Annotated in this window: 16 protein-coding genes and 1 tRNA gene; 13 read left to right on the top strand and 4 right to left on the bottom strand. The window is 49.9% G+C overall.

Annotation, left to right across the window (positions count from 1 at the left end; genetic code table 11):
* On the top strand, nucleotides 1-381 hold the full coding sequence (locus BN6471_RS09820; protein WP_066648382.1) for an ACT domain-containing protein: 381 nt from the start codon (nucleotides 1-3) through the stop codon (nucleotides 379-381).
* 45 nt (nucleotides 382-426) lie between these two features.
* Here BN6471_RS09820 and BN6471_RS09815 read toward each other — a convergent pair.
* The 3 genes from BN6471_RS09815 to aroF all read right to left on the bottom strand — a co-directional run bounded on the left by BN6471_RS09815 (nucleotide 427) and on the right by aroF (nucleotide 3,189).
* Nucleotides 427-502: transfer RNA gene (locus BN6471_RS09815), tRNA-Ala, on the bottom strand.
* A 108-nt stretch (nucleotides 503-610) separates the two neighbouring features.
* The gene (locus BN6471_RS09810; protein WP_066648379.1) at nucleotides 611-1,897 is read right to left on the bottom strand and encodes a C40 family peptidase; all 1,287 of its coding nucleotides are present in this window, start codon (nucleotides 1,895-1,897) and stop codon (nucleotides 611-613) included.
* A gap of 278 nt (nucleotides 1,898-2,175) precedes the next feature.
* Nucleotides 2,176-3,189: a 3-deoxy-7-phosphoheptulonate synthase gene (gene aroF / locus BN6471_RS09805; RefSeq protein ID WP_066648376.1), complete on the bottom strand. Its 1,014-nt coding sequence runs from the start codon at nucleotides 3,187-3,189 to the stop codon at nucleotides 2,176-2,178.
* 251 nt (nucleotides 3,190-3,440) lie between these two features.
* On the opposite strand from aroF, the gene BN6471_RS09800 reads away from it, so the two are divergent.
* From BN6471_RS09800 to mtnA, 6 genes are all read left to right on the top strand, one after another.
* A complete protein-coding gene (locus BN6471_RS09800; protein WP_066648373.1) occupies nucleotides 3,441-3,716 on the top strand; it encodes a BMC domain-containing protein in 276 nt (91 codons plus the stop codon).
* Nucleotides 3,717-3,793: 77 nt separating this feature from the next.
* Nucleotides 3,794-4,987 (top strand): sugar ABC transporter substrate-binding protein, encoded by a 1,194-nt coding sequence (locus tag BN6471_RS09795; protein WP_147554013.1) that lies wholly within the window; start codon nucleotides 3,794-3,796, stop codon nucleotides 4,985-4,987.
* 222 nt (nucleotides 4,988-5,209) lie between these two features.
* A complete protein-coding gene (locus tag BN6471_RS09790) occupies nucleotides 5,210-6,724 on the top strand; it encodes a sugar ABC transporter ATP-binding protein (protein ID WP_066650042.1) in 1,515 nt (504 codons plus the stop codon).
* Nucleotide 6,725: 1 nt separating this feature from the next.
* A complete protein-coding gene (locus BN6471_RS09785) occupies nucleotides 6,726-7,727 on the top strand; it encodes an ABC transporter permease (RefSeq protein ID WP_066648370.1) in 1,002 nt (333 codons plus the stop codon).
* An 84-nt stretch (nucleotides 7,728-7,811) separates the two neighbouring features.
* The gene (mtnK, locus tag BN6471_RS09780; RefSeq protein ID WP_066648367.1) at nucleotides 7,812-9,038 is read left to right on the top strand and encodes an S-methyl-5-thioribose kinase; all 1,227 of its coding nucleotides are present in this window, start codon (nucleotides 7,812-7,814) and stop codon (nucleotides 9,036-9,038) included.
* Nucleotides 9,039-9,057: 19 nt separating this feature from the next.
* The gene (gene mtnA, locus BN6471_RS09775) at nucleotides 9,058-10,143 is read left to right on the top strand and encodes an S-methyl-5-thioribose-1-phosphate isomerase (protein ID WP_066648363.1); all 1,086 of its coding nucleotides are present in this window, start codon (nucleotides 9,058-9,060) and stop codon (nucleotides 10,141-10,143) included.
* A 151-nt stretch (nucleotides 10,144-10,294) separates the two neighbouring features.
* Here the strand turns inward: mtnA and BN6471_RS09770 are convergent, their stop codons facing one another.
* Nucleotides 10,295-11,059 carry a DeoR/GlpR family DNA-binding transcription regulator gene (locus BN6471_RS09770; RefSeq protein WP_066648361.1) on the bottom strand — a complete coding sequence of 255 codons (765 nt, stop codon included), beginning with the start codon at nucleotides 11,057-11,059 and terminating at the stop codon, nucleotides 10,295-10,297.
* Between the two features lie 327 nt (nucleotides 11,060-11,386).
* Here BN6471_RS09770 and BN6471_RS09765 point away from each other — a divergent pair, with 327 nt between their 5' ends.
* The 6 genes from BN6471_RS09765 (at nucleotide 11,387) to BN6471_RS09740 (ending at nucleotide 17,405) form a co-directional block, all read left to right on the top strand.
* A complete protein-coding gene (locus tag BN6471_RS09765) occupies nucleotides 11,387-12,262 on the top strand; it encodes a class II aldolase/adducin family protein (RefSeq protein WP_066648359.1) in 876 nt (291 codons plus the stop codon).
* A 31-nt stretch (nucleotides 12,263-12,293) separates the two neighbouring features.
* Nucleotides 12,294-13,625 carry a CoA-disulfide reductase gene (locus tag BN6471_RS09760; protein ID WP_066648357.1) on the top strand — a complete coding sequence of 444 codons (1,332 nt, stop codon included), beginning with the start codon at nucleotides 12,294-12,296 and terminating at the stop codon, nucleotides 13,623-13,625.
* A 12-nt stretch (nucleotides 13,626-13,637) separates the two neighbouring features.
* A complete protein-coding gene (locus BN6471_RS09755) occupies nucleotides 13,638-14,462 on the top strand; it encodes a CoA transferase subunit A (RefSeq protein ID WP_066648355.1) in 825 nt (274 codons plus the stop codon).
* The gene (locus BN6471_RS09750) at nucleotides 14,462-15,211 is read left to right on the top strand and encodes a CoA-transferase subunit beta (protein WP_066648353.1); all 750 of its coding nucleotides are present in this window, start codon (nucleotides 14,462-14,464) and stop codon (nucleotides 15,209-15,211) included. Before BN6471_RS09755 ends, BN6471_RS09750 begins: the two co-directional genes overlap by 1 nt.
* A 151-nt stretch (nucleotides 15,212-15,362) precedes the next feature.
* A complete protein-coding gene (locus tag BN6471_RS09745) occupies nucleotides 15,363-16,508 on the top strand; it encodes a C40 family peptidase (protein WP_066648349.1) in 1,146 nt (381 codons plus the stop codon).
* Nucleotides 16,509-16,604: 96 nt separating this feature from the next.
* On the top strand, nucleotides 16,605-17,405 hold the full coding sequence (locus BN6471_RS09740; protein ID WP_066648346.1) for an anti-sigma factor: 801 nt from the start codon (nucleotides 16,605-16,607) through the stop codon (nucleotides 17,403-17,405).
* The last annotated feature ends 25 nt before the right edge of the window (nucleotides 17,406-17,430 follow it).

Below are 17,430 nucleotides of genomic sequence, written 5' to 3'. Positions count from 1 at the left end.
ATGAAGATTGAAATCATGGACGGCATTTATGCGGTCGGAAAACTGGATGGCTGGCCGCAAATTGGGCAAATGCGTGCAAACGGCTCCTTTTGCGCCGTAACGGTTACAGCGGATGAAACTTCTGTAGTGTGCAAGCAGGACAGTATGCCGCCATGCAGCGAAATACAGACGGATTTTGTTTTGATGAGGGTAGCGGGGGTGCTCGATTTTTCCCTGACGGGAATATTGGCGGGGATCAGCGATGCGCTTGCAAAAGCGCAGGTATCGATCTTTTGTATTTCTACCTACAATACCGATTATGTCATGGTGCGCGCTCAAAAACTGGAACGGGCGGTCAAAGCCTTGAAGGCCGCCGGATATGAAGTGCGCAAAGCTCAATAAGAAAGCAAACAAAAAGAACCGAATCAAGTCGTCCGGTTCTTTTTTTGGTGGAGATAAGCGGATTCGAACCGCTGGCCTCTTACATGCGAAGCAAGCGCTCTACCAGCTGAGCTATACCCCCACAAGATTTACCCCGTGCGTGATATATTCTATCAAAAAAGAAATAGAAATACAAGATAAAAATGAAAAATAAAAGCCGCTTTTTTAGGGCGGCTTTTTATCCGTTTAATCAGGTAAAGCGTTTGGCCCCAAGGAAGTTCCTGTTGTAATAGCCGGAGGTGATGCTGCTGATGTTTACACCGCCGCTGGAGGGGGCGCAATGGATCATGCTGCCGCCGCCAATGTAGATGCCGATGTGGCTGACAACGGAGCTCTTATCGGATTTGAAATAGATCAGGTCGCCCACGGAAAGGGAACCCATATCCGAAACATCGTCCCAGCTGGAAACATTGGAATAGCCCGCGGAACTGAGTCGGCCGGTAGCAACGCCCGAATTTTTCAGGCAATAATAGACGAAGCCGGAGCAGTCATAAGAATTTGGCCCACTGGAACCGTAGGAGTAGGGCTTACCCATCTGTGAGTTCGCAATGTCCAAGACGCGCTGGATCGTAGAGTTGGAGCTGCTTGCAGACGAACCGGAAGCTGAAGAGCTGTCAGAGGATCCGGAAGAAGAACTTTCAGAAGAGCCTCCCGGCGCAGCCTTCGCGTCGTCTGAATAGAGCAGGGCGCGTGTATTTTTGCCCACAACGCCGTCTACGCTCAGTCCATTGACGTCCTGAAAGCGCTTGACTGCGTTTGTGGTGATGCTGCCAAAATAACCGGTAGACGTCCCGTCAAAATAACCCAATTGGGAAAGACGATCCTGCATCGATTTGATATCGTCGCCGCTGTCTTGCGGATACATAGTGTAGTATTTGACGCTGTCCGAATAGAGCAGGGCGAGGTTTTCCGCCGTCATGATACCCGTTGCATCCAAATTATTGGTACGCTGAAATTTTTTAACAGCTTCTGTAGTCACCGGGCCATAATAGCCGGTGATGCTGGAATAGTCATAGTATTCGCGATCCTTTAAGCGCTCCTGCAGCTTTGAAATCTCCGAACCCTTGTCGCCGGGGTTCAGTGTGTTTGCGTTTTCAGCAGGGGCAGAAGAAGGATCCGCCGCAGCCTGGTTTGCCAAGCGGTTGCTGATGTTGCGCGAAGAATCGATTGCAAAATAATCGTCGCCGTAAACCGCTTTCCTTGTATCAGGGCCAGCCTTGCCATCGACGGCAAGGTCTTTCTCGGTTTGGATCTGAATGACCGCCGCCTGCGTATCCGTACCGAAGTAGCCGGTGGCAGGGGTTTTTAAGTAACCCATATCGTTTAACTTTTTCTGGAAATCATAAACCCAGGAATCCGAGCTATCTTCATCGCCGATCTGCAATACTTCGTGCCGTTCCACTGCAAAAGCCGAAATAGGCATGAATGCCATGATTGTAAAAGCGACGGTAACTGCTGCTGCCAGTTTCTTGATCATATTTCCTCCTAAAATCCCTCAATCTATAACGTGTAATAATTGTAACAATTTCTTAACAATTACACAATGGCGATATTTCACAAAATACAAGAAATAAGTTTAATGAATTGATTTTATTTGGATATATCAGTATAAATATATCAAAATGCTACGAAATGCTTTCAAATTCAATGTAATGCAGTGAAAATATGTATTTTTCTTTCTATATTATTTTGAATATGCATTACGATATAAAAAAGACGCACCGGGCGGTACGTCTTTTTTCGTCATTTTTTCCATTAATCGAGATGCTTTCCTTCAAGCTCCATATATGCCTTTAATGTTTTCATCAGGTTGTCGAAAGCTGCGGGGGTGAGGGATTGCTTACCGTCGGAAAGGGCATGTTCCGGATCGTTGTGCACCTCGATCATCAAACCGTCCGCCCCGGCAGCAATCGCAGCTTTGGAAAGGGGCTCCACCAGCCAATTGAGACCGGCAGCATGGCTGGGGTCGGCAATGACAGGTAGATGTGATTTGTTCTTCAGGACAGGGATCGCGCTTAAGTCAAAGGTATTGCGCGTAAATGTTTCAAAGGTGCGGATGCCGCGTTCACACAAAATGACATTTTCATTCCCGCCCGCCATAATGTATTCCGCGCTCATCAAAAACTCTTCGATGGTATTGGCAAGTCCGCGCTTCAGGAGAATAGGCTGCTTGAGCTTTCCGAGTTCTTTGAGCAAACGAAAATTCTGCATGTTGCGCGCGCCCACCTGGATCACGTCCACATCCTCGAAGTAAGGGATGTCGGAAACGCCCATGATCTCTGTTACGATCGGGATGCCGAACTGCTTTTTACATGCGGACAGCAAACGGATCCCGTCCTGTTCAAGCCCTTGGAAGGCATAGGGAGAGGTGCGCGGCTTATATGCGCCGCCGCGCAGGAAATTTGCCCCGCTTTTACAAATGTCGCGCGTGATCTCCAGCATCTGTGCTTCGCTTTCTACGGAACAAGGCCCGGCTATGACCGCAAAGTGACCGCTGCCGATCAGGTGTCCGCCTGCGTCGATCACAGTATCATCCGTATGGAATTTACGGTTTGCTTTCTTATATGGCTCTGAAACCCGCCTGACGTCTTCTACGATATCCTTGGCTTTGATGTTGTCGATATCCACAAGGGAGGTATCGCCGACAAGGCCGATGATCGTGGTATTGTCGCCTTTGCTCAGGTGGATCTTGAAATTCTGCTGCTCAAGATTATGGATCAGCTCATTGATCTTATTTTCAGGCGCCTTCTGCTTGACTATAATAATCACTTTGTCGTTACCTCTTGCATCTACCGGCGATAAATTGCTTTGCAGCCGGTTTTTTAACCATTATATAGTAATTTTATAAGATACGCAAAAAGAAAATTAATATTACTGAAAATTTACATAAATCTGACAAAAAAAGAGAACCTCCGGCAGAAGCGGAGGCCCCTTTATAAATATAGTACTGGAGGAATATTATACAAAAAAGCTTTTCTTTAGTGCTAGAATAACATGGTTTTTCGTGAAAGGGGTTGCAAATGGAAAAGGAAGCTTTGGGAATGGTGGAAACAAAAGGACTGGTTGGGGCCATCGAAGCAGCTGATGCCATGGTCAAAGCGGCAAATGTACGCCTGATCGGCAAACAGCAGATCGGCTCAGGGCTGGTAACTGTCATGGTGCGGGGCGACGTAGGCGCCGTTAAGGCTGCGGTGGATGCAGGCGCTGCCGCGGCAAAAAGGGTGGGAGACCTGTACGGCGTACATGTGATCCCCAGCCCGCATGGCGATGTGGAAAGCATCCTGCCCACGGTTTAAAATGTTTCATAAATTTCATTAATATGTGTTGGAGTGACACATAAATGAATTGAGGCTATTCAATAAGGAGGAAAATTATGAAAAAGTTAGTTGTATTGGTACTCGCTGTTGCAATGCTCGTAGCAGTATTCGCAGGCTGTACAGCTGCTCCGGCAGCTTCGGAAGGCCCAAGTGAAAGCGCGGCTGCATCTGAATCGGCAGCGGCTCCGTCCGAATCTGCCGAGGCTCCGTCCGAGTCGGCGGCTGCCGGCGGCGATGCCGCGATCCCGGAAGGCGTACAGGGCGGTAAAAAAATCGCCGTAGTACGCAATCTTGCAAATGGCGACCACACACAGCAGTTTTTAGCTGGCTGTGTATCTGAAGGCGAAGCCTTTGGATTCACGGTTGACACCTTTGTAACGGACGGCGACGATGCGAAAACGCAGCAGACGGTCGCACAGTGCATCCAGAAGGATTACGATGGTATCATCGTTTCCCATGGACAGCTGTCCTATTCCTATGACATGCTGAAACCCGCCGCCGATAAAGGCATGGTGATCTCTACATTCGATACGATGCCTTTCAAAGACGGTAATGCCGACAATGAACTGCTCGCAGGCGTAACGTCCACATCGCAGGATGACCAGAAGCTGGCGACGCTGTCCCTGACAGATATGATCGAAACAGTTGGCAAGAAGCCGATGAAGATTCTGAAGACGTTCATGGGCCCTGGCGTACCGCCGCTTGACAGACGTAACGAAGTTTATACGCAGATGGAAAGCGAAGGCCTGATCGAGACGTTGGAAACGATCGCACCTTCCGACAGCGCAAATGCACGTGGCGACATGACAACAAAGACGGCCGCGATCCTGCCGAAGTATCCGGAAGGCTCCGTAGACGCGATCTGGGGCTGCTATGATGAGCTCGCAAAGGGCGTCCTGCAGGCACTGAACGACGCCGGACGTACGGATATCCCGATGTTCACCATCGATATCTCCAACGACGACATCAACCTGATGCTCGAAAACCCGGATGTATGGATCTCCACCGCTGCGGTTGACCCGAAGCTGATCGGTATCGCCAATATGCGGCTGATCGCCCTGAAACTGGCTGGCGAAGAGACGCCGGATTACTACACGCTGGATGCACAGCTCGTTAAGACATCGCAGCTCAACAAAGACATCACGATGGAAAACCTGAACACAGTTGTTGACGGGTGGGGAACACTTGAGAGCATCTCTGACCTCAATACACCGTGGATGGACGCGCTCCGTGCCCAGAACGGGAAATAAGGGCCCTTACTCTTTATAATCACTATCACTAAATGAAATATACTGGCTTGCCCCGAAAAAGAGACACTCCATCTGATTCGGGGCGGCCGGTATAATCTAATGTAAGCAATTCTGTTTCAATTTTGTACTACTATTGATTCGTTTGATTAGATGGAGAGTCAACCAAATTTAAATTATTTATCGTTATGATAATTACACATACGACAGGCAGGTGATATGCAGATGGAGAACGTAAAAATAGAAATGAAAGACATTTCGATCGAATTCCCGGGCGTGAAAGCGCTGTCTAATGTGGATTTCACAATGGAAACGGGCAAATCGTATGCGTTGGTCGGTGCGAACGGCGCCGGAAAATCGACCCTTATGAAGGTTCTGGCAGGTGCGAACACTCACTATACGGGCCAGATCTATGCAAATGGGCAGCCGATCGAGATCAGGTCTCCGAAAGATGCGGTCGAACAGAAAATCGCGATCGTATACCAGGAGGTAGACACTGCTTTGATCCCCTATTTATCCGTAGCGGAAAACGTTATGTTTAATATTATGGTTAATGAAATGGGAAAAAAGCAGCTTGTAAAATGGAATGAAATCCGCAGGCAGGCGAAAGAGGTATTGAAACGCTTCAATGTTGATATCAATGTCAATACAGTGGTTTCGGAGCTGTCCCTTGCGCAAAAGCAGATGGTTCTGATCGCGCGTTGTGTAGCGGAAAATTGCCGGTTTTTGATATTGGACGAGCCGACAGCTCCGCTTTCCAACACGGAAACGGAGGAGCTGTTTCGTGTCGTACGGGAACTGATCCAGAACGAAAATGTCGGCGTCGTATTTATCTCGCACAGGTTAAACGAACTTTATGAGATCTGTGAGGAGATCACGATCATGAAGGATGGACAGAACGTGATCAGCCTTCCGCTGACAGAAGACCTTTCGGTAAACCAGATCGTGGAGTATATGCTTGGACGCAAATTTGATGAAAACTTTCCGAAACAAAAGGTTGAAATCGGGGATGTGCTGCTTCAGGTGGAAAACCTTACCGAGAAAGAAGAAAAAATCAAAGACATTTGTATGACGGTACGCCGGGGAGAGATCGTCGGGGTATCGGGGCTGGTTGGCGCAGGTAAGACGGAGCTGTGCAAAACACTGTTCGGAGCCTTGAAGCACAGCAGCGGAACCATCGAACTGAATGGCAAAAGAATCACTGTGAAAGACCCTCATGCGGCTGTCAGGAGCGGTTTGGCGCTCGTGCCCGAAGAACGTAGGAAAGAAGGCGTTTTGATCAAAGACCCGGTGTACAGCAATATCACGGTTGCGGCGATGAAAAAATATACGGGTGCGCTTTCCGTGGTCAATAAAGCCAAAGAAAAGGAAGACGCCAGGCAGATGATCAAGGACTTGGGGATCAAAACACCCAGTGAAAACCAAATCGTCGCATTATTATCGGGCGGGAACCAACAAAAGGTGGCCGTTGCGAAATGGTTGAATTCCGATGCTGAAATCTATATTTTCGACGAACCGACAAAAGGCGTAGACGTTGGGGCGAAACGCGATATCTTTGAGCTGATCGAGCGTCTTGCTGCGAATGGGAAAGGCGTCATTTACGCTTCCTGTGAGTTCAGTGAAATTTTGGCGATCGCAGACCGGACATACGTTATGTACGACGGGAAGATCGTAGCCGAGCTGGACGTCGAAGAGATCGGCGAAAAAGAGCTTCTATACTATTCCACGGGAGGAAATTGAGATGAATCCGAAAGAGGCTGCATTACAAAAGAAAAGTAAAGGTTCTCCGCTTGATTTTATAACAAACTGGGGAATGTTGTTGATTATTGCCGTATTGTTCATTTTCTTTACGTTTGCCATGCCGGGGATGTTTTTGACCGGCGACAACATGATCACAATACTGCGGAATATTTCGATTACGACAGTCATTGCCGTAGGCCTTACATTCTCGCTGACCGTTAACGGCATGGATCTTTCCATCGGCGCAAATGCCAACTTTGCGGATGCCTTCATTACGACGATGTTCGTATGGTACGGCGTACAGAGTATGGGATTGTCCATTTTAGCAACGGTAGTCGTATGTTTGTCCGTTGCGGCAGTCAACTGCCTGTTGATCGTAAAGCTCAAGATCATGGATATGATCGCCAGTTTGGCGACGATGTTCATCTTCCAGGGGGTGGCGCTTACCTATACGCGCGGAGGAGCGATTACGGAACGTATGATGCGCCCCGACGGTACGCAGGCGCCCGGCCTGATCCCGGCGGAGTTCAAGGCGCTTGGCAAGGCGGAATTCCTGATCCCGATCATGCTGATCGTCGTTGTATTCGCGTTTTTCTTCCTGACTTACACGAAGCACGGCCGCTATATGTACGCGGTTGGCGGGAATCCGGAAGCGGCGCGGCTGTCCGGCATTTCTGTCAGCAAGTACAGGGTGCTTGCCTATATGTTCTCCGCAATCTTTGCCGCCCTCGGCGGGATCATGCTGGCGGCTTACATCGGCAGTTCGCAGGTCAAGGCAGGCGACGCGTACCTGATGCCTTCCGTTGCGGCGGCGTATATCGGGTTCTCGGTCGCTGGAGCGGGAAAGGCAAATCCATTCGGTACACTTGCAGGCGCCGCGCTGGTCGGCCTGCTCGATAATGGGTTTATTATGATGTCCGTGCCATATTATGCGATGGATATTGTGAAGGGCGGCGTACTGGCTGCAGCCTTGGCGCTTACCTACGCCCGTAAGAAAAACTAGGTATCTGGATAGACGGAAAAAATATCATACGGCGGAGCTTTTATGCTTCGCCGCATGATATCAGCGATGAAGGAGGTAAGGGACATGGCTGGTTTCAATGAGTACTTTTTGATGGGTACGGACGATGTAATCGAATATGCAAAAGAAAAACTCGACATGTTTTCCGGGGATGCCGTATTGCAAGCAAAAGAGATCGGCGACGGCAACCTGAACTACGTGTTCAAAATATGGGAAGAAGCGACGGGAAAATCTGTGATCGTTAAGCAGGCGGGTGTGGAAGCGCGGATTTCTTCCGATTTCAAATTGTCCACAGACCGTAACAGGATCGAGGTGGAAATCCTGACCCTCGAAGGGAAGCTTTGTCCGGGATTGGTTCCGCACATTTATATGTACGATCCGGTGATGAACTGTTTTGCGATGGAAGACCTTTCCGACCACCAGGTCATGCGCAGCGCGCTGTTAAAGCACGAGCAGTTTCCGCAGTTTGCAGAGGATATCACGACTTTTTTGGTCAACAGCCTGCTGCTGACCACGGACAGGGTCATGGATTCCAAAGAGAAAAAAGAGATGGTCAAGCGGTATATCAATCCGCAGCTTTGTGCGGACATCTCCGAACCGCTTGTTTATACAGAGCCATATGACGACAACCTTGGAAGGAACCTTGTGTTCCCGCCCAATGCGGATTTCGTGAAGAAAGAGCTTTATGACGATAAAGCGCTTCAACTGGAAGTGGCAAAGCTCAAATATGATTTTATGAACAATGCACAGTCCCTGATACATGGCGACCTGCACACGGGTTCCGTATTTATTAAACAGGGGTCTACGCGTGTGATGGATCCGGAGTTTGCTTTTTACGGGCCGATGGGATATGATATCGGTAATGTGATTGCGAACATGATTTTTGCATGGGCAAATGGCGATGCGACGATCGGCGACGCGCAGGAAAAAGCGGATTATCTTGGGTGGATCGAAGATACGATCACCAATATCGTAGACCTGTTCAAGGAGAAGTTCATCAGGGCTTTCGACGCAAATGTGACTGAGCCAATGGCAAGGACACCCGGATACAGGGAGTATTTCCTGGATACGGTGCTTGCGGACACGGCTGGCGTCGCGGGGCTTGAAATGAACCGCCGTACGGTCGGCATGGCGCAGGTCAAGGACCTGACGACCATTCCCGACGAAGCGAAGCGCACGCGTGCGGAGCGCATCGTGATTTTGTGTGCAAAGGATTTTATCATGAACAGGACGCAGTATAAGACAGGCAAGGCTTACATCGATAAGTTAAAGTCGGTCGCTGTGGAAATCTAATTTTGCGAGGTACAAGCGAATGAAACAAAGCATTATGGAGTATGATACCGTTGCGCTTGATGACGAAAACAGCGCGCTGGTTATCATTGACCAGACGCAGCTTCCGTACAATACGGAAATCCTGCACCTGAAAGACCAGAAGAGTATCTGGGATGCGATTTACCTGTTGCAGGTGAGGGGAGCCCCGGCGATCGGCGTTGCAGCGGGGATCGCGATTTACCTGGCTGCCAAAGAGATCGACGCGGATAACTTTGATGATTTTTATAAACAGTTTGTAAAGGCGAAGGATTATTTGGATTCCGCCCGCCCGACAGCGGTGAACCTTTCCTGGGCACTAAAGCGCATGGATGATGTGGTACGTGCAAATAAGGATAAATCCATTGCGGAAATCAAAGAGATTTTGCACAAAGAAGCGGTCAAAATCAAGGAAGAGGATACATGGGTGTGCAAGACGATCGGCGAATATGGCTTGTCGCTTTTGAAGCCGGGGATGGGATTGCTCACGCATTGCAATGCAGGACAGCTTGCGACCTCCAAATATGGCACGGCAACGGCGCCAATGTATTTGGGGCACGAGAAAGGATATAACTTCCGTGTGTTCTGTGACGAAACACGCCCGCTGCTGCAGGGAGCGCGCCTGACCTCTTACGAGCTGCAAGAGTCGGGCATCGATACAACGCTGATCTGCGACAATATGGCTCCGTCCGTCATGAAAAAAGGCTGGGTGGATGCGGTATTCGTAGGATGCGACCGCGTAGCGAAAAATGGGGATACGGCAAACAAGATCGGTACTTCCTACGTTGCGCTGGCAGCGAAATATTACGGCATCCCGTTTTATGTATGTGCGCCGACCTCGACGATCGATATGAATTGTGCAAGCGGCGACGACATCCACATCGAACTTCGGTCGGCGGAAGAAGTAACGGAAATGTGGTATGAAAAGAGAATGGCTCCCGAAGGCGTAAAGGTGTTCAATCCGGCGTTCGACGTGACGGACGCACAGAATATCACGGGGATCATCACGGAATACGGCATTGCGTATGCGCCGTTTGAAGAATCTTTAAAGGAAATATTCGCGAAAAAAGAAACTGCTGCTAAGAAATAAGATTTTGTTTTTGAATCCTCCGAAAGCATAAAGTGAAGCACAGCAGGATGAAGACGGTATGGCCGGCAGGGCGATGCCGTATTTATTATATTGCTGCGGTAATAAAAAACCGCCGGCACAACATGCAGGCGGAATATAACAGAAATAAAACCTATGCCTCACATTCATAAAGATTGATCCCATGCTCTTCCAAAAACTCGTGCCAGTCTTCAGAGAGAGGCTCGTCCACGACGATGGCATCGATCTTGTCAAAATCACAAATACTCACGAAAGACACCTTGTTGAATTTGGAATGATCCGCAATCAAAAAGACTTTGTTTGCACGCTCAATCAAAAGTTTGCGGATGGCGGCGATATCCTCACCGGCTTCGGTAATCCCGTGCGTCATATCGAGGGAACGGCAGGAAACGAATACCTTATCAACATAGTATTCCCGTATGGTCTGGCGGGCCATTTTGCCGATAAAACTATAGTAGTTGTGCTGCAGCGTGCCGCCGGTCGCGATCAGGTTGATATTATCGTATTCTGCAAGGTAGTTCACGATTTTCAGCGAATCCGTCAAAACCGTCAGGCGCATATGCTTGATCTCGTTGCAAATGTGGAAAGCAGTCGTCGATGCATCTAGGGTGATCGTGTCGCCGTTGTGGATAAATTCAGCACACTTTTTCGCGATCTTCTGTTTGTTGGGCACCAGGATATTTTCGCGAAGGGCCATCTTGATTTCGTTGACAACCCCCTCCTGGATAAATGCACCGCCGTATGTACGGATCAGCACCCCGGACTCTTCAAGGGATTTCAAGTCCCGGCGTATCGTTTCTTCCGTGACGGAAAACTGTTTGGCAAGCTCTGATACGGTAACGTTCTTTTTCTCCAGAATCAGTTCCCGGATCTGGTTCTTTCTGGTTAATGCAAGCATTGGCATAACTCCTGTTTTATATTATGACATCCATGTTATACATAAGGAAAGGGATTCTATACAATAATTATACGAAATTTGGTACAGTTGTAAAGGGAAAAGCGGAAAATATTTTGTTTTCTAGATGAAAAATCAACTAAAACCAAATAAACAGAAAAAAATATCACACAAACACAGAAAAATACGGTATTTTTTATTGACAGTGCAGTCAAATAAATGTACTATTATAGTAATAAATAAAGAATTTTTACAGCGTTTATGTTATGACGGCAAAACAACATAACCAGGCACACATTTTTAATATTTTTTGCAAACGAGGTAAAGAACATGGCGAATTTTCCTTCGACTTTTGAAGCAAAAGAACAGATCCTTGAAATTGGACGGAGAATGTACCAAAAAGGTTTCGTCGCGGCAAACGACGGAAATATCAGTTGTAAAATTGCTCCGGATGTGATTTTGACGACGCCGACGGGCGTATCCAAAGGGTTTATGGATCAGGATATGATCGTGAAGATGACCCTGGACGGGGAAGTGTTGTCCGACGATAGCAAGTATAAACCATCGTCTGAAGTGAAGATGCACATCCGTGCCTATAAGGAGAATCCGGAAATCATGGCGGTGACACACGCGCATCCGCCGGTGGCGACATCGTTTGCAATTGCCGGTATCGGCCTTGACCAGCCTATTTTGACGGAAGCGATCATGGGGCTGGGAAGTATCCCAATCGCGAAATACGCAACGCCGGGAACCAATGAAGTGCCGGATTCCATTGCGCCGTTCTGCAGGGATTACAATGCGGTATTGCTCGCCAACCATGGCGCCCTGACATGGGGCACAAGCCTGATGCAGGCATTTTACAGGCTGGAATCCGTTGAGTATTATGCCACGATTATGATGTATACGGGAAATATCATCGGAAAAGCAAACCCGTTGAGCTGTGAGCAGATCGCTCCGCTTTTGGAAACACGCGCCAAACTTGGGATCCATGGCGGCGGTATTCCGGCCTGCGCAGTGAACACGACAAACGACAAAGACGTCATTCCGGCGTCCGGGCCGATTGGCGGCTGCCAGTGCGGCGGGGACAAGAGCAAGACGGTATATGGCGGAAATGCAAGCCGGCAGCCCGCTCCGCAGCCAGCACGCTCGGAAATCGACAACCTGGTGGATCAGGTAACGAACGAAATACTGGCCAAATTACGGTAAACGCTGTTTTGGCAGCCGGAGGAACAAGGATTTGAAAGTTATTGTGGCAGGGGGAGTGGCGGCAGGGATGTCCGCCGCTTCTAAAATAATACGAATACAAAAGGACGCGCAGGTAACCGTGTATGAAAAGGGCGGTTATCTTTCGTATGGGGCATGCGGCCTTTCTTATTATGTCGCCGGGTACAACGACGACCATACCAAAATGATCGCACGTACGCGGGCGGCTTTTGAGGAAATGGGGATCAGTACCTTTTTACATCATGAAATCATTGCTGTGGATGCACAGAATAAAGTGGTGACGGTCAAAAACTTAAAGACGGGCGAAACGTTCAAGGATATTTATGACAAACTGATGATCGGTACGGGAGCATCCGCGATCAAGCCGCCGATCCCCGGTATTGAGAAAAAAGGGATATACGTCCTCAAGACGATGGAAGACGGGCTGCGGCTCAAGGAAGTGATGGCCGGGTACGGGATCCAAAATGTCGTGGTCGTGGGCGGCGGCTATATTGGGGTCGAGGTTGCTGAAGCGATGCATGCCTTGGGGAAAAATGTGGTATGTATTGAGGCGGCCGACAAAATCCTCGCGCCGTTCGATGATGAGATCACTGCGATCGCGATGCAGGAATTGCAGGATAAAGGGATCGAAGTCCACACCGGTGAAAAGGTGATGGGATTTGGGGGGACGGAAAGCGTCAATGAAGTGATCACCGATCAGCGCAGTTATGTTGCGGACTTAGTGGTGGTTTCGGCCGGCGTGCGCCCCAATACGCAGCTTCTCGCGGGGACGGATGTAGCGTTGGAGAAAAATGGCGCGGTGATCGTAGACCGTGAGATGCGCACCTCGAATCCGGATATTTTTTCGGCAGGCGACTGTGCGATGGTTTACGACCTCGTGAAACAAAAGAATGTGTATTTACCGCTGGGAACGGCCGCCAATAAATGCGGACGGATCGCGGGTACGAATATTTGCGGCGGGCACGATGTATTCGTGGGCATGACGAGCTCGGCGGCGCTTAAGGTATGCGATATGCAGCTTGGCCGCACGGGGCTTGGGGAACGCGAGGCGATCGATATGGGTTATACGGTCGGCAGCGTGACGATCGAGGGCAGGAACCATCCCGCGTATTTCCCGGGGATGGAGCCCCTGACGATCAAGGTGATCTATGAAAAACCCAGTATGCGCATTTTAGGGGCGCAGCTTGCCGGCAAAGACGGCGCTGCGCTGCGGACAGACGTATTCGTAGTGGCGATCAATGCAGGTATGACGACTAAGCAGCTTGGCATGATGGATTTGATTTATTCGCCGCCGTATGCGGGCGTTTGGGATGCGATACAGATCGCATGCAATGCTGCGAAATAAGCGAGGGACATTGTGGGAAAAGTAATGAAACTACAGGACGCTGTTGCCCTGATCGAAGATGGCAGCGTACTTGCGATAGGCGGGAATGTCCTGCACCGCGCGCCTATGGCGCTTGTGCGGGAGATCGCGCGCCAGGAGAAAAAGGGACTGAAGCTTGTAAAGACCGCGGGGGCGATGGATGTCGACCTGTTGTGTTTTGCGGGATGTGTCGCAAGCGTAGATGCAGGCTTTATCAGTTATGAATCCAAATATTCGCTGGCAAACCATTACCGCTATGCGGTTCAAAACGGCGATGTGCAGGCACATGAGCACGCGTGCTATACGGTCATATCGGCATTGCGCGCCGCGCAGGCAGGTATTCCGTTTATGCCGGTGAAAGGGCTTATGGTAAGCGACCTGATCACCCAGAACGATTATTTTACGAAAATCACAGATCCTTTTTCAGGACAGGAAGTGACGGTGGTACGGGCGATCGTACCGGATGTTTGTATTTTACATGTGGAAGAAGCGGACGAGTTGGGAAACGCTGTGGTCACGCCGCCCCTGTTCGAGGATATATTGATGGCAAAGGCGTCGCGCAAAGTGATCGTTACAGCTGAAAAGATCGTACCGACTTCGCGGATCAGGCGTGAAAATGAGCGGGTATTGCTTCCGCATTTCCTTGTCAGCGCCGTGGCTTCCACAGAGCAGGGTGCGGCTCCTTGTTCGTGTTATCCGCTTTATGATATCAATAGGCGGGACATCGAAAGGTTCAAGGCGCTGAAGACACAGGAAGAGCTGGGGGAATGGCTAAAATCGTATGAATACGCAGACCGCGTATCGAGGGAGGTTTACTGATGATCGACAAAATAAGCGAACCGGCCCGGGATTACACGGCTGCGGACATTATGATATGTACGATGGCACGGCTGATACAAAACCGTGAGACCGTTTTTCACGGCGTTTCATCGCATATGCCGATGCTGGCCTTGCTGCTGGCAAAAAGCATGCATGCGCCCGATGCGGTATATTTGAATATTCCGGGCGGCGTAGACCCGGAAGTGATCAAAATTAAGGATTATACAAGCGCGGGCGGGGAGTTGTGCGAGGACGCGCAGGCAATGTTCCCGCTGCAGGATATCTTTGACCTTTCCATGCGCGGAGGGCTGGACGTTGCTTTTTTGAGCGGGATACAGTTTGATGAGCAGGGGAATATGAACGCTTCGGTGATCGGCGATTACAAACGGCCCAAAGTCCGTATGCCGGGCGGGGCGGGAAGCGCTGTGCTGATCCCGACGGCAAAGAGGGCGATCATCTGGCGTACCAAGCACGATGCGCGGACTTTCGTAAAAAATGTTGACTTTATAACGACGCGCGGCAATATCGATAAGATCGTAACGCCGCTGTGCGTGTTCCGTTTCCGGCAGGGTAAGCTGGAACTCGATACGGTGCACCCGACCGCTACCTTCGAGCAGGTACAGGACAATACAGCTTTCCCGCTTTCCCAAAATGCGGTGGGGATCACACCCGCGCCTACCGTCGATGAAATGTCGCTATTGAACCGCATCGATCCGCAGGGCATCAGGGAAATCGAGTTTGCAAAATAGTAAAAGGATCAATGGCCGCATCCCTTTGTGTTGGGGATGCGGTTTTCTTTTATTTTTGAGTACACAAACAAATAATTTTCGTGTATAATGACAAAAGACACAGTTTTGTTATATTCTTGTAATGAAATAGCCTTTTTTGGTGGGAGTTTGTATGAAAAACAAGTATTTCAAAAAAAGAAGGTATAACAGCCGGCCCGGCCGTGTAAAAAATTTTTTCCGGGATTTTTGGTCGAACCTTACGAAAATGTCCAAAAAGAATAAAATCATATTGTATGCGGGAACGGCCGTTGCAGCAGTCGCGGTGGTGGCCGTTGTATTGTCTGTAAATGGAGGCTTGCCCACGATGGCGATGGGCTCGAACGACCAGCAGGCACCTGCGGTACAGGAATCCGCTGCCGTTGCCGCTGTCCCTACGCTGCAGCCGATACCGGAGCCGACTCCTGCCCCTACGCCGGATCCGACCTTGAAAGAGGGCATGGAAAACGAAGAGGTTGCAAAGCTGCAGCAAAGGCTGATGGATCTCGGTTTCCTGCAGATCGACGAAACGACAAATTATTATGGGCCGGCGACTAACCTGGCAGTGCAGTATTTCCAGAGACAGCATGGATTGGAACAGGACGGCGTGGCCGGCCCGCTGACGCTTGCGCAGATCTATGCGGAAGATGCAAAGCCGTATACGCTGCTGCAGGGCACGGAAGGCGAGGATGTACAGAGCTTGCAGCGCCGCCTGCAGGAGCTCGGATATCTGGGGACGGTCTCAGGATATTATGGCACGGACACGATCGATGCGGTCAAGGCTTTCCAGTCGAGGAACGACTTAGGCGTCGACGGTAAAACAGGCGAGATGACGTTAAACCTGATCTATTCCCCGGACGCGGAGCCGACGGAGGAGATGAAACAGGCAGTACAGCGTAAGGGGAACATCGATTCCTTTATCAGTGCCGCGGAAGAAAAGCTTGGCTGTAAATATGTATGGGGCGCGGAAGGGCCTAACACTTTCGATTGCTCAGGACTGGTCACTTATTGCCTACGCCAGGCGGGGTCGAGCACAGGCCGTTACAACGCCGCGGGATTTTCGCAGAACAGCGCATGGGAGAAAATCTCCTTTGACAACCTGCAACGGGGAGATTTGATTTTTTATACCAATAATGCCGGGAACCGCGTAGGACACGTGGGGATCGTGATTGGCGACGGGATAATGATAGACGCGTCTTCCGCCAATGGCAAGGTCATCAAACGGACGTATGATTCCTCGTATTGGCGCTCGCATTTCGTGTGCGGACGCCGGCCGTGGTGAGGGCGGTAAAACCGTAAGATTAATTTCAAAAAACGAGGAACTTTTCAAGCGGATGTTACGTCTTAATTACAAAATGTAAAATAAGCGGGAATCATTATGACATGCAGGCAATGTAAAAATTTAATCAATGAATATTTTGACGGGGATACCCGCGTCAAAAACGAGGTCATGGCACACATTGCTTCTTGTTCCCGGTGTGAAAAATATTACCGGCAGATGCTGAAGATCGACAGGCAGTTAAAGCGCAGGATCGAGCAGCCTGTACCGGACGAATTCCGCTATGCGTGGAGGAACGAAATCCGCAGGCAGCCGAAAAAGAAAAAATTCCAATATAAATTTTTGATCCCGGCGTTAGCGGGAGCCTTATGTTGTGTATTTGTAATAACGGCTTTTGCAACGGGCGGGTTCACGATCCATTCACAAAGCAATGTTATGCTAAGCGGAGCGCAGCATAATGACGAGGCGGTTGCCGCAGCCCCCGAAGCGGCGGACGAGCCTGCAGCGAAGGATGCGGGGGAAGATGGCGCAGCGCAGGAAGAACAGGAAACACAGCAGCCTATCGTGGAATCCGAACTGACGGAAAGCACGACAGATTCCAAAGCAGCCCCGGCACCTGCGGCAACGGCAGAAAGTACGCCCCAGTCCGCACCGCCGCAGGCGGGAAATGGACGCGCCGCTTCCATGATGGATGCGGCGCCGGAAAAGATCCAGGCGGGCAGTGCGGTGGACAGGCAGGCACTGATCCAAAAAGGAAATGAACTGGGGATCGCGCTGCAGGAGCTGGAAAACAGCGTCTTGCTGCAGGACGATGGCACAGGTAAGATCGACCAATTGCTCAAGGACTTCTCCTTGAGCCGCAAAAACAGCGGGACAGACGTAGAAGTTGTTTTTGCATAAAATTGTTTCTCTGGAAAGGGTAGAC

This window comes from Christensenella timonensis (genome assembly GCF_900087015.1).
Classification (GTDB): Bacteria; Bacillota; Clostridia; order Christensenellales; family Christensenellaceae; genus Christensenella; species Christensenella timonensis.
This window is presented reverse-complemented; position numbering and strand designations above follow the sequence as displayed.

Excerpts from the sequence above, each read along its gene's own strand:
- mtnA (WP_066648363.1), top strand. The coding sequence starts at position 9,058 with ATGAAACAAAGCATTATGGAGTATGATACCGTTGCGCTTGATGACGAA.
- BN6471_RS09750 (WP_066648353.1), top strand. The coding sequence starts at position 14,462 with ATGATCGACAAAATAAGCGAACCGGCCCGGGATTACACGGCTGCGGAC.
- BN6471_RS09765 (WP_066648359.1), top strand. The coding sequence starts at position 11,387 with ATGGCGAATTTTCCTTCGACTTTTGAAGCAAAAGAACAGATCCTTGAA.
- BN6471_RS09820 (WP_066648382.1), top strand. The coding sequence starts at position 1 with ATGAAGATTGAAATCATGGACGGCATTTATGCGGTCGGAAAACTGGAT.
- BN6471_RS09795 (WP_147554013.1), top strand. The coding sequence starts at position 3,794 with ATGAAAAAGTTAGTTGTATTGGTACTCGCTGTTGCAATGCTCGTAGCA.
- BN6471_RS09800 (WP_066648373.1), top strand. The coding sequence starts at position 3,441 with ATGGAAAAGGAAGCTTTGGGAATGGTGGAAACAAAAGGACTGGTTGGG.
- BN6471_RS09810 (WP_066648379.1), bottom strand. The coding sequence starts at position 1,897 with ATGATCAAGAAACTGGCAGCAGCAGTTACCGTCGCTTTTACAATCATG.
- BN6471_RS09745 (WP_066648349.1), top strand. The coding sequence starts at position 15,363 with ATGAAAAACAAGTATTTCAAAAAAAGAAGGTATAACAGCCGGCCCGGC.
- BN6471_RS09770 (WP_066648361.1), bottom strand. The coding sequence starts at position 11,059 with ATGCTTGCATTAACCAGAAAGAACCAGATCCGGGAACTGATTCTGGAG.
- BN6471_RS09790 (WP_066650042.1), top strand. The coding sequence starts at position 5,210 with ATGGAGAACGTAAAAATAGAAATGAAAGACATTTCGATCGAATTCCCG.
- BN6471_RS09740 (WP_066648346.1), top strand. The coding sequence starts at position 16,605 with ATGACATGCAGGCAATGTAAAAATTTAATCAATGAATATTTTGACGGG.
- mtnK (WP_066648367.1), top strand. The coding sequence starts at position 7,812 with ATGGCTGGTTTCAATGAGTACTTTTTGATGGGTACGGACGATGTAATC.
- BN6471_RS09785 (WP_066648370.1), top strand. The coding sequence starts at position 6,726 with ATGAATCCGAAAGAGGCTGCATTACAAAAGAAAAGTAAAGGTTCTCCG.